The sequence below is a fragment of the Amycolatopsis sp. NPDC114503 genome, assembly GCF_055633655.1.
Window position 1 is genome coordinate 105,902 of record NZ_JBVKDT010000016.1, and the last position, 11,697, is coordinate 117,598.

Genomic DNA, 11,697 nt, shown 5'->3' on the forward strand with positions numbered 1-11,697 from the left:
CGGCACCGCACCGGTTGGTTACACCATCCGGCCGAACCTTGTTCGAAACGCGACCCGGCTCAACCCAGCGCACGCTCGTACGCCTTGATCAACGCCGCCTGGGAATTGCCCCAGGCGAGCGGTCCGCGCACGCGCTGCTTGCCGAGCTGTCCCATGCGTTCCCGCTGCTCCGGGTCGTCCAGGAGCACGGAGACGAGCTTCGCGAACTCCGCGATGTCGTTGGCCGGGGCGTAAAGCGCCGCCTCGCCCGCGGACACCCGCGCCTCGCGCAGCTCGAACGACACCATCGGTTTGCCCATGGCCATGTATTCCATGACCTTGTTCATCGTCGACACGTCGTTGAGCGGGTTGAGCGGATCCGGCGAAAGGCACACGTCGGCCGCGGACAAATACCGCAGCAGATCCTCGTCGGACACCCGGCCGGTGAATTCCACCTGTCCGGACAATCCGAGCTGATGCGACAACGCGACCATTTCGTCGAACGTGTCGCCAGCGCCGACGAACACCGCGTGCCAGTCGTCGCGGCCCACCTCGTCGCGCAGGGAGGCGAGGGCGCGCAGGGCGTAGTCCACGCCGTCCTGCGGGCCCATCACGCCGAGGTAGCACAGCAGATTCGGCTTGCCGCGCTTGAGTTCCGGCTCCACCGGCACCTCATGGAACCGCTCCACGACCGGCGCGCTGCGGACCACGAACACGTCCTCGGGCCGCTTGCCGCCGCGGATCCGCGCGACCTGGCGGTAGCTCTCGTTGGTGGACAGCACGACGTCCGCCGCGCGATAGGTGGAGCGTTCCAACGCACAAACGCCGCGGTAAAGGAAATCCTGCCCGCGGTCGAAGCGCGACAAATACAGTTCCGGCACCAGGTCGTGCTGATCGAAAATGAACTTCGCGCCACGTCTTCGCAACATCCGGGCGACGAGGAACAGCAGATCCGGCGGGTTGCAGGCGTGCACGACGTCGACCCGGCCGATCTTGCGCGCGAGCCGGAACGTGTGCCACAGCGCGGATCCGTACTCGCGCGCGTACCCGGCGGGACCGCCGGTCGCCGCCTGCAGCGGGTAGCGGTGGATGTGCACGCCGTCGAGCACGACTTCGGCCTCGGTGTCCCGTTTCGTGCCCTGCGGGCAGATCACGTGCACCGTCATCCCGGCGTCGCGCAGCGTCTGGCATTCCTGCCATACCCGCCGGTCGAACGGCACCGACAGATTCTCGACGAGAATCAGCGCGATCCGGTTCCGCAGGATTTCGTTTTCGGAAAAGCCCTCACCAGGCAAGGCCGACGTACCCCTCTTCCGCCCGGCGCACGGCGGCGTCCGGGACGCGGACCAGATCGACCAGCACCGGCCCGCTGCCGTGCGGCAGGGCGGCCAGCACCTCCGGGTCCGAGGTGCCGATCAAGCACACCTCGGCGTGGTCGAGCACCTCCTGCACCGACCCGGCCAGCAGCTGCCCGAGGTGCGGCAGCCGGCTTTCGATGTACTCGCGGTTGGCCCCCATCAGCCGCGACAGGCTGACGTTGGCGTCGTGGATCTTGAGGTCGTATCCCTTGCCGAGCAAGCGTTCCGCGAGTTCGACCAGCGGGCTCTCGCGCAGATCGTCGGTGCCCGGCTTGAAGGAAAGCCCGAACAGCCCGATCTTGCGCTTCCCGGTCCGCGCGACCAATTCGAACGCCCGGTGCAGATGTTCGGAGTTCGACGGCAGCACGTGCGCGAGCAACGGCACCGAGACGTCCGCCTGCCGCGCGGCGTAGACCAGTCCGCGCAGATCCTTCGGCAGGCACGAGCCGCCGAAGGCGAACCCGGGCCGCAGGTACGCCGGGCTGATGTTGAGCTTGCGGTCGGCCAGGAACACATCCATCACCTGATGCGAATCGAGCCCGAGCGCACGGCAGATCGCGCCGAGTTCGTTCGCGAAACCGATCTTCACGCCGTGGAAAGCGTTGTCCGCGTACTTCGTCATCTCCGCGACCGGGATCGGCACGCGGAAGACGTCGCCGGGCAGTCCCTCGTAGAGTTTCGCCACGACGTCGCCGCTGGCGGGATCAAACTCACCGATCACCGTTTTCGGCGGCTGGAAGAAGTCCCGGACACTGGTGCCCTCGCGAAGGAATTCCGGGTTCACCGCGACGCCGAAGTCGACGCCTGCGGTACCGCCGCTGTGCTTTTCCAAGATCGGCACGAGCAGCCCGAGACAGGTGCCCGGCAACATCGTGCTCCGGAACACGACCGTGTGCCGAACCTCGTTGTTCCCCAAAGCTTTTCGTTCTTTTAACGCCTCGCCGATCTCTTCGGCGACCCGCTGCAGATACTCGGTGGAAAGGCTCCCGTTGGGCGCGGACGGCGTACCGACGCACACCAGGGAAACGTCCGTCGCGAGGATCGCTTCGGTCACCTCGGTGCTCGCCCGCAAAGCCCCGGAGGCGACCACCTCCGCGGTCAGCTCCCCGATCCGTTCCTCGACCACCGGCGCCTTGCCGGCCGTCACCAGGTCCACTTTCGCCGGATTGACGTCTACTCCGACGACCTCGTGCCCTTGTCCCGCCAGGCAAGCCGCGGACACGCACCCGACGTACCCCAGCCCGAAGACGCTGATCTTCACCACGGAACCTCCGCCCGACCGTTCGCTGCTCATTGGTCGGAGCGCGGACGGGCTTCGTTACCGGTTCCGCATAACAAGGCGGGAACCCCTGTCCCCGCAGCGATTCCCGCCTTGCGCCGCCCACCGGACCGGTGGTTACCCCATCCGGCCGTACCGGCAGGGGAATTTGCCCACGGTTGTCCGGAAAGGGCAGTGAATGCCTTCCGAAGCTTCGAAAAATTCAGTTTCCGCCGACGAACGCGGAGGCCAGCTTTTCACCCGTGCTCGTCGCCGCGGAGTGATCCTCGATCGGGTTCACCGCCGAGTTCTTGAAGCACACGTAGGTGACGCCGGAGTCGACCCCGCCGTTCTTCGGGTCCGGATTGATGCCGAGATCCTTGGCCGTCGCGTAGGACGCTTCGCCGATGATCTTGTTCGGCCCGGTGTCTCCGATGACCGCGTACTCGACCTTGCCGTTGTAGATCACCGCGCAGGAACCGCCGCCGCGGAGACCGGAGTTTTCGTAGTTCCAGATACTGCTCGAAGACGGGACCACGATGTAGGGAAGTTTGGCGGCATTGAGCGGTTTGCCGTCGGATTGCGGGAAAGCGGTGTCGGACAGGAAGCAGCAGTCGGTGTTCTCGTTGCACTCGGTGGTGCGCTGACCGTCGCAGTCGATGTCCATGTCGGCTTTCCAGAAGACCGCCTTGCCCGCGTCGCACACCGGGACGGTCGCACTGCCGGAGTCTTCGTCGGTTTTGTATTTGCCGCTGGAGATCTGCTTGCAGGAGGCGACCTTGGCGAGGATCTGGTCGGCGGTCGGGCCCGCCTGGACTGCCTCCGAGGCCGGGTTTGCGGCTGGGGTCGCCGCGGAGGCGAGCGCGGTGGGCAGGACGGCGGCGGCTATCGCCAGAATCGCGAGCAGGACGAGTTTCCGCATCGACGCTCCCTGTTTATTAGGAAACTTTCCTTACGGCGGCGCGCGCTCAGGATGCCGCCGAACGGATGCGGTCACAACCCGCCAAAAGAGGGTGTTTTTTCCCGCCGAACCGAGCAGTCCGTGAAGGGGCTGCGGAGGGAGCAGGGTCTGTGAAGGACTCCTTGAGGGAATCCAGGCCCGCGAAAGGCCCCTCGATGGAGCCCACGCCCGTGACGGGTCTCTCGATGGAATCCAGGCTCGCGAAAGCCCTTCGATGGAGCCCGCGTCTGCGAAGGGCACCTCGATGGAATCCAGGCTCGCGGAAGACTCTCGAGGAACCCACGCCTGCGAAGGACCCCTCGAATCCAAGCCCGCGAAGAAGCCACGTCCACGAAAGACCCCTCGACGGAGCCCCCGCCCCTGAAGGCCCTCGATGGAGCCCGCCCCGGAAGAGCCCCTCGATGAAGCCCAAGTGCGTGAAAGGCCCCTTCACGCACCTAGCCGCAAGCTACCGACCGGGCCGAGACGCCCAGCGTGCCGGGAATCGACGCGGTCGCCGGCTCACCGCTTCCGCCCAGCGGGGGTTCAGGTCCGACCGGATCTCCGTCCGCGACCGCACCAGCGCCGCCCCGCGAACCCCGCCGACGTTCGCGTACACCCGGGTCGCCCCGGCCTCGCGCAGATGTGTCAGCACTCGCCGGTCAAAGCGCCCCTCCGGCAGCGAAAACCGCCGCACCGGGGTGCCGCTCAGCTGCTCCAGCAACCGCGGCGCCTCGTCCAGTTCCCGGCGCACCGCGAACGAACCGTCCAGCCGCCGCCAGTCCAGCCGGTCCCAGCCGTGCGATCCGACGTGCATCCCCGCGTCCACCAGCTGCCGCAGCCCGTCGCGGTCGATGTACCCGCGCTCGCCGACCCGGCCGGCCAGCGGGAAGAACTCGGCATAAAGCCCGCGCTCGACCAGCCGCGGCAGTGCGATCTCGACATCCGACGAGTTCCCGTCGTCGAAGGTGAGCTGTGCATCGGTCCCCGAGACGACGTCCAGGAGCGCGTCGAACTGCTCCACGGTGATCCACCGCTCGTCCTCTCCCGGATCGAGCGCTCGCTGGGGTTTGCCAATGCCGTGCACCGCAAAGGTGATCATTGCGCCTCCCGTCTGACGTACCGTACCCGATTAATCGGATTCGCAAACGGAGTAGTTACCGGCACTGATCCCATGGTCAACAACGCACTTCCACCGTGGAGAAAACACTTCCGCAGGAAAATCGGAATATGTCCACACTTGTAGACAGCCTTCAGCTTCACACGTTTGGGTGAAGATTCAATGATTACGGTGGTAGTGGCGCCGGGCCTTCTCCCGGTTGCCGCAGGCCGCCATCGAGCACCAGCGCGCGCGGTTGGCCCGGCTGCGGTCGAGCAGAAAGAGCTGACACTCGTCATTGGCGCAAGCCCGCAACCGCCCCGGAAGATCCTTCTCGATCGCCGCCCAATCCAGAACCGCCCCAACCGCCAGCCGGGCGTGCGACGGCGCCTCAACCGACCAGCTCAAGCCGTCCGCGGAAACCTCCGGCACCTGCCGCACCCCGTCGAGCAGCGGACGCAACACATCCGGCGAGCTGTCCCCGCGCACGACGTCGCGCAGAAGATCCCGCGCCTGACGCAACAGCTCCAGCTCCGCGCCGCTCCCGTCGCCGCCGTGCCCCCGCGCCCACTGCCGGTCGAGCGCGTCCTGTTCCTCGCCGTTGACCAGCGGCCTGCTGTTGAGCAGGTCAAGCACGTCCATGGAAGCTCCCTAACCAGACTGAACCCTTTGACAGGTTAGCTCGACCATGCTTCCATGGCGAACACCTAACCAGATTAAAACCTCAAAGGGGTTAGCCATGATCCAGCACCGGACGGCCGCCGTCGACGGCCACGACCTCTTCTACCGCGAGGCCGGTCCCGCCGACGCGCCCGCGATCGTCCTGCTGCACGGGTATCCGACCAGCTCGTTCATGTTCCGGAACCTCATCCCGCTGCTGGCCGACCGCTACCGCGTGATCGCGCCGGACCACCTCGGCTTCGGCCACTCCGCCGCCCCCTCGGCCGGCGAGTTCGACTACACCTTCGACGCCCTCGCCGACCTCACCTCCGGCCTGCTCGACCAGCTCGGCCTGGACCGCTACGCGGTTTACGTCCAGGACTACGGCGCCCCGATCGCCTGGCGGCTCGCGCTCAAACACCCCGAGCGGATCTCCGCGATCGTCACGCAGAACGGCAACGGTTACGAGGAAGGCTTCGTCGACTCGTTCTGGGCCGGCCTCTGGGCCTACGGCGCGAACCCGGGCCCGGAGACCGAACCGGCCGTCCGCACCGCGTTGAGCTACGACGCCATCCGCTGGCAGTACCTGCACGGCGTCCCCGACCCGAGCCTGGTCAGCCCGGACACCTGGGAGCACGACCACGCCCGGGTTTCCCGCCCCGGCAACGACGAAATCCAGCTCGCGCTGTTCCGCGACTACCAGCACAACCGCCCGCTTTACCCGCGGCTGCACGAATTCCTGCGCACCCACGACGTACCGGTGCTCGCCGTCTGGGGCCGCAACGACGAGATCTTCGCCCCGGCCGGCGCGGAAGCCTTCGCCCGCGACGCCAAGGACGCCGAGGTACACCTGATCGACGGCGGACACTTCCTGCTGGAAAGCCACCTCGACGTCGTCGCGGGCTACCTGCGCGGCTTCCTCGGCCGGGTCTTGAGGTAGCCCTCTGCTCCGACTACCCGCGCTGACCTACTTGCGGATCTCCAGCGTGCAGCACTTCGGCCCGCCACCGGCCTTCCGCAGCTCCGAAATATCCACATACACCGGCTCGTAACCCCGCTCGGCCAGCCGAGCACCAAGTTCCGTCGCCTCGACCGGCAACACCACGTTGCGCCCGTCGGACACCCCGTTCAACCCGAAGCACTCAGCGTCAGCCGCAGTAGCGAGCACAGCGTCCGGGAACATCCGCCGCAACACCCGCTGCGAGCCCGGCGAGAACGCCTCCGGGTAGTAGACGACCTGCGCGGTCGCCGCGTCCGTCGCCTCGGCCAGCACGAACAGCGCGGTGTCCAGGTGGTAGTAGCGCGGGTCGATCAGCTGTAGCGACACCACCGGGACGCCGAGCACTTCCTGCGCCTCGGCGTGCGCGGCCGGGTCGGTGCGGAAGCCGGTGCCGGCCAGCAGCAGCTTTCCGGTCCAGGCGAAATCGCCCTCGGCCTCGTTGATCTTCTCCGGCATGGTCAGGTCGCGGTAGCCGTGTTCGAGGAACCAGCGGCGGAAGTGCTCCGCCTCGGCGGTGCGCTGCGGGGCGCGGAACCGCGAGCCGAGCACGCGCCCGTCCACGACGGTGCCGGAGTTGGCCGCGAACACCATGTCCGGAAGGCCGGGTTGCGGGTCGATCTCCTCGACGGTGTGGCCGAGGCGGCGATAGGTGTCGCGCAGCTCGGTCCACTGCGCGACGGCGACGTCCGCGCTGACCGGCTTGGAGGGGTCCATCCAGGGGTTGATCGCGTAGTCGACGGCGAAATAACGCGGCGGGCACATCAGGTAACGGCGGGGTGTGGGCACCCGCGGCGGCACAACCTCTCCCTGCATGCAACCAGGCTAAGGTGGACCTAATCTCGCAATCAATCGCTGTTCACTGCGCACCTGCGTGCTAAACATTGCGTGTGAACACCATCGACCAGCGAATCGTTTCCTGCCTGGTGGCCAATGCCCGCTCCAGCTACGCGGAGATCGGCAAGGTGGTCGGGCTGTCCGCCCCGGCGGTGAAACGGCGCGTGGACCGGCTGCTGGAAACGGGCGTGCTGCGCGGGTTCACCGCGGTCGTCGACCCGGAGGCGCTCGGCTGGGGCACCGAGGCGTTCGTCGAGGTGCACTGCCAGGGCAACGTCACGCCCGGCCGGATCCGGGCCCGGCTCGAACCGCTGACCGAGGTCGTCGCCGCGTACACGGTGTCCGGCGCGGCGGATGCGATCGTGCACCTGCGCGCTGCCGACATCCACCACCTCGAGACCGCGCTGGAACGGCTGCGCGGACTGGAAATCATCGACCGGACAGTGTCGACGGTCGTGTTGTCCCGGCTGCTGGAGCGCCCACCGACGCCCTCCTGAGATGCTCGGGCGATGACCGACCGCATTCACAGCGAGCACGACCAGGGCGTCGCGCTGCTCACCGTCGACGCCCCGAAGAGCCGCAACGCGCTGACCCTCGACCTCTCCGCCGAGCTGGCCGCAGCGGTCGCGCGCGCCGAAGCCGACGAGAACGTGCACGCCGTGATCGTTACCGGCGCACCGCCGGCGTTCTGCGCGGGCGCGGACCTCACCGCGCTCGGCAAAGCCGACGCCGAAGGGCTGCGCTCGGTGTACGCGGGGTTTCTCGCTGTCGCCGGTTGCAGTCTGCCGACGATCGCCGCGGTCGGCGGGGCCGCCGTCGGCGCTGGTCTGAACCTCGCGCTGGCCGCCGACGTCCGCCTCGTAGGACCGCACGCCAAATTCATCCCGCGGTTCCTCGAACTGGGCCTGCACCCCGGCGGCGGCATGACCTGGATGTCGCAACGAATCCTCGGTCCGCAGCAGGCGTCCGCGATGGCGCTGTTCGGCGAAACCATTACCGCGGAATCCGCAGTACGGGTCGGGTTCGCACTGCGCTTTGTGGATGGTGACCACGACGCATTGGTCCAGGCCGCCCGCGACCTCGCCGCCCCGACGGTCGCCGCGCCGCGCGAGGTCGTGCTGTCCACCAAGCGGACTATGCGGCAGACGAGCGGCCTGACCGAACACGCCGCGGCGGTCGACGCCGAACTCGTTCCACAGTTGGAATCGCTGGCCGCACCGGCATTCGCCGAGCGGTTGGCCGCGATGAAGGCGCGCATCAGCGGCCGCTGAGCCGGACCGCGCACAAATTCCCACATCCCGGGAACCCTCAACCTGGAGCAAACTGCTGGTCAGTGCCGCACGGGCGGCAAGAGACGCGCGTCACTCCGGACGGCGGCCCCATTCGCCCTACGATCGAGGACACCCCGGTGGGCCTGGGTACCCCACACTTGACCGCACTCCGACCGCGGCCAGACGTGTGGCGAGTAACCTCGGAAACAGGCCTCGGCGGGCTCCCCGGGGAGCCGACCCTGGCCCGCAGCACGCCGGGAGAGAGGGATTCCCTGACCCATGAGCACCAGTGCGAACGGCAGCGCGGCCGGGAACGGCGCGCTGACCGCGTCCCGGTCCACCGAGGTGAACAAGCTGGACCGGGTGGTCATCCGGTTTGCCGGCGACTCGGGCGACGGGATGCAGCTGACCGGCGACCGGTTCACCTCGGAGGCGGCGGCGTTCGGGAACGACCTGTCGACCATGCCGAACTTCCCGGCCGAGATCCGGGCGCCACAGGGCACCATCCCCGGCGTCTCGTCCTTTCAGGTGCACTTCGCCGACTACGACATCCTCACGCCGGGCGACCGGCCGGACGTCCTCGTCGCGATGAACCCCGCCGCGCTCAAGGCGAACGTGCGCGACGTCCCGCACGGCGGGACGATCATCCTCAACACCGACGAGTTCTCCAAGCGGAACCTGGTGAAGGTCGGCTACGACACCGACCCGCTCGAGGACGATTCGCTGTCGCCGTTCCAGGTGCACCGGGTCGCCATGTCGACCCTGACCCAGGGCGCGCTCGCCGACACCGGCCTCGGCAAGAAGGACGCCGAACGCTGCAAGAACATGTTCGCGCTCGGCCTGCTGTCGTGGATGTACCACCGGCCGACCGAGGGCACCGAGCGGTTCCTGCGCGAGAAGTTCGCGAAGAAGCCGGACATCGCCGAGGCGAACATCCTTGCCTTCCGGGCAGGCTGGAACTACGGCGAGACCACTGAATCGTTCGCGACCACCTTCGAGGTCGCGCCCGCGAAGCTGGACAAGGGCACCTACCGGCAGATCACCGGGAACACCGCGCTGGCGTACGGGATCGTGGCCGCCGGACAGCAGTCCGGGCTGCAGATCCTGCTCGGCACGTACCCGATCACCCCGGCCTCGGACGTCCTGCACGAACTGTCCAAGCACAAGAACTACGGCATCATCACCTTCCAGGCCGAGGACGAGATCGCCGGCATCGGAGCCGCGCTCGGCGCGTCCTACGGCGGGGCGCTGGGCATCACGTCCACGTCCGGGCCGGGCGTCGCGCTGAAGTCGGAGACCATCGGCCTCGGCGTGATGACCGAACTGCCGCTGGTGATCATCGACGTGCAGCGCGGCGGGCCGTCCACCGGTCTTCCGACCAAGACCGAGCAGGCCGACCTGCTGCAGGCGATGTTCGGCCGCAACGGCGAATCGCCGGTGCCGATCATCGCGCCGCTTTCGCCCGCCGACTGTTTCGACGCGGCGATCGAGGCCACCCGGATCGCGCTGAAGTACCGCACGCCGGTGCTGCTGCTGTCCGACGGCGCGATCGCCAACGGGTCCGAGCCGTGGCTGGTCCCGAATGTCGGGGACCTGCCGGACCTGCGCGTGGAATTCGCGTCGGAACCCAACTCCGACAACGGATCCGGCGAGTTCTGGCCGTACGTGCGCGACCCGGAGACGCTCGCGCGGGCGTGGGCGATCCCGGGCACTCCCGGTCTGCAGCACCGCATCGGCGGGCTGGAGAAGGCCGACGGCACCGGCCACATCTCCTACGACCCGGACAACCACGACAAGATGGTGCGGCTGCGCCAGGCGAAAATCGACGGCATCGACGTGCCGGACCTGGAGGTCGACGACCCGTCCGGCGAGGCGCGCGTGCTCGCGCTGGGCTGGGGTTCGTCCTACGGCCCGATCGGCGCGGCCTGCCGCCGCGTGCGCAAGCTCGGGATGCCGATCGCGCAGGCGCATCTGCGGCACCTGAACCCGTTGCCGCACAACCTCGGCGAGGTGCTCGCCCGCTACGACCGGGTCGTGGTCCCGGAGATGAACCTCGGCCAGCTCTCGCTGCTGCTGCGGGCGAAGTTCCTGGTGGACGTCCACTCGTACACGAAGGTCGCCGGCCTGCCGTTCAAGGCCGAGGAACTGCAGAACGTGTTCTCCGACATCATCGCCAACCTCGTTCCGGAGGGCGTCAAGTGACCGCCATCGATCTCGGGCTGCCGCAATTGGGCGGCATCGACCTGGTGCCGACCACCGACGAACCGCAGAAGGCCAAGGACTACAAGTCCGACCAGGAAGTGCGCTGGTGTCCCGGCTGCGGCGACTACGTGGTGCTCAACGCCGTGCAGTCGTTCCTGCCGACGCTCGGACTCAAGCGCGAGAACATCGTCTTCATCTCGGGCATCGGCTGCTCGTCGCGTTTCCCGTACTACCTCAACACTTACGGCATGCACTCGATCCACGGCCGCGCGCCGTCGATCGCGACCGGGCTCGCCACCACGCGCCCGGACCTGTCGGTGTGGGTCGTCACCGGCGACGGCGACGCGCTGTCCATCGGCGGCAACCACCTCATTCATGCGTTGCGGCGCAACGTGAACATCAAGATCCTGCTGTTCAACAACCGGGTCTACGGCCTGACCAAGGGCCAGTACTCGCCGACGTCCGGCCAGGGCATGGTCACGAAGTCGACGCCGATGGGTTCGCTGGACACGCCGTTCAACCCGCTGTCGCTGGCGATCGGCGCGGAGGCGTCGTTCGTCGGCCGCGCGATGGACTCCGACCGCAAGGGCTTGACCGAAGTCCTTGAAGCAGCGGCGAAACACCGCGGTTCGGCGCTGGTGGAGATCTACCAGAACTGCCCGATCTTCAACGACGGTGCGTTCGATGTCTTGAAGGACAAGGACGAAGCCGCCTCCCGGCTGATCCCGCTGCGCGCGGGCGAACCGATCCGCTTCGGCCCGGAAAGCGAGTTCGGCGTCCGCCGCGGCGACTGGGGCGGTTTGGACGTCGGCAAGGTCGCGGAGATCGGCGAGGAAAACCTGGTGGTGCACGACCCGTCGATCGCCGACACGTCGTACGCCTTCGCGCTTTCCCGCCTCGGCGACCAGAACCTGAACCACGTCCCGATGGGCATCCTGCGCCAGGTCGAACGTCCCACGTACGACGACGCCGCGCGCGCCCAGGTCGAACAGGCGCGCGAGGCCCGGAAGCCGGACCTGCAGGGGTTGTTGCGGGGCAAGGACACCTGGACCGTCGCTTAGTCCACTTACGACAGAGGCCGCCACTCCCGATTCGG

The 11,697-nt window shown here is 67.7% G+C and carries 11 protein-coding genes; 5 read left to right on the forward strand and 6 right to left on the reverse strand.

The features are described 5' to 3' along the window. Positions 1–59: 59 nt before the first annotated feature. The 5 genes from ACZ7OI_RS42940 to ACZ7OI_RS42960 all read right to left on the reverse strand — a co-directional run bounded on the left by ACZ7OI_RS42940 (position 60) and on the right by ACZ7OI_RS42960 (position 5,276). Positions 60–1,274 carry a glycosyltransferase family 4 protein gene (locus ACZ7OI_RS42940; RefSeq protein WP_470269848.1) on the reverse strand — a complete coding sequence of 405 codons (1,215 nt, stop codon included), beginning with the start codon at positions 1,272–1,274 and terminating at the stop codon, positions 60–62. Next, positions 1,264–2,598, reverse strand: a complete 1,335-nt coding sequence (locus ACZ7OI_RS42945; protein ID WP_470269934.1) for a nucleotide sugar dehydrogenase — start codon at positions 2,596–2,598, stop codon at positions 1,264–1,266. Before ACZ7OI_RS42945 ends, ACZ7OI_RS42940 begins: the two co-directional genes overlap by 11 nt. Before the next feature lie 220 nt (positions 2,599–2,818). Further along, positions 2,819–3,517, reverse strand: a complete 699-nt coding sequence (locus ACZ7OI_RS42950; protein WP_470269850.1) for a glycoside hydrolase family 75 protein — start codon at positions 3,515–3,517, stop codon at positions 2,819–2,821. A gap of 487 nt (positions 3,518–4,004) precedes the next feature. After that, entirely contained in the window at positions 4,005–4,637 is a 633-nt protein-coding gene (locus ACZ7OI_RS42955; protein ID WP_470269852.1) for a polysaccharide deacetylase family protein, read from the reverse strand. Between the two features lie 177 nt (positions 4,638–4,814). Beyond that, positions 4,815–5,276: a CGNR zinc finger domain-containing protein gene (locus ACZ7OI_RS42960; RefSeq protein ID WP_470269853.1), complete on the reverse strand. Its 462-nt coding sequence runs from the start codon at positions 5,274–5,276 to the stop codon at positions 4,815–4,817. Between the two features lie 97 nt (positions 5,277–5,373). On the opposite strand from ACZ7OI_RS42960, the gene ACZ7OI_RS42965 reads away from it, so the two are divergent. Further along, complete coding sequence (locus ACZ7OI_RS42965) at positions 5,374–6,234, forward strand: alpha/beta fold hydrolase (protein WP_470269854.1); 861 nt, start codon at positions 5,374–5,376, stop codon at positions 6,232–6,234. A 27-nt stretch (positions 6,235–6,261) separates the two neighbouring features. Here ACZ7OI_RS42965 and ddaH read toward each other — a convergent pair whose 3' ends face one another. Beyond that, positions 6,262–7,107 (reverse strand): dimethylargininase, encoded by an 846-nt coding sequence (gene ddaH / locus ACZ7OI_RS42970; RefSeq protein ID WP_470269855.1) that lies wholly within the window; start codon positions 7,105–7,107, stop codon positions 6,262–6,264. A gap of 74 nt (positions 7,108–7,181) precedes the next feature. Between ddaH and ACZ7OI_RS42975 the strand changes: the two genes are divergently transcribed. The 4 genes from ACZ7OI_RS42975 to ACZ7OI_RS42990 all read left to right on the forward strand — a co-directional run bounded on the left by ACZ7OI_RS42975 (position 7,182) and on the right by ACZ7OI_RS42990 (position 11,662). After that, entirely contained in the window at positions 7,182–7,625 is a 444-nt protein-coding gene (locus ACZ7OI_RS42975; protein ID WP_037712217.1) for an Lrp/AsnC family transcriptional regulator, read from the forward strand. Positions 7,626–7,637: 12 nt separating this feature from the next. Beyond that, positions 7,638–8,399 (forward strand): enoyl-CoA hydratase, encoded by a 762-nt coding sequence (locus ACZ7OI_RS42980; RefSeq protein ID WP_470269856.1) that lies wholly within the window; start codon positions 7,638–7,640, stop codon positions 8,397–8,399. A gap of 279 nt (positions 8,400–8,678) precedes the next feature. Next, on the forward strand, positions 8,679–10,601 hold the full coding sequence (locus ACZ7OI_RS42985) for a 2-oxoacid:acceptor oxidoreductase subunit alpha (RefSeq protein ID WP_470269858.1): 1,923 nt from the start codon (positions 8,679–8,681) through the stop codon (positions 10,599–10,601). Next, on the forward strand, positions 10,598–11,662 hold the full coding sequence (locus ACZ7OI_RS42990) for a 2-oxoacid:ferredoxin oxidoreductase subunit beta (protein ID WP_470269859.1): 1,065 nt from the start codon (positions 10,598–10,600) through the stop codon (positions 11,660–11,662). The genes ACZ7OI_RS42985 and ACZ7OI_RS42990 overlap by 4 nt, the downstream gene beginning before the upstream one ends. Positions 11,663–11,697: the final 35 nt, after the last annotated feature.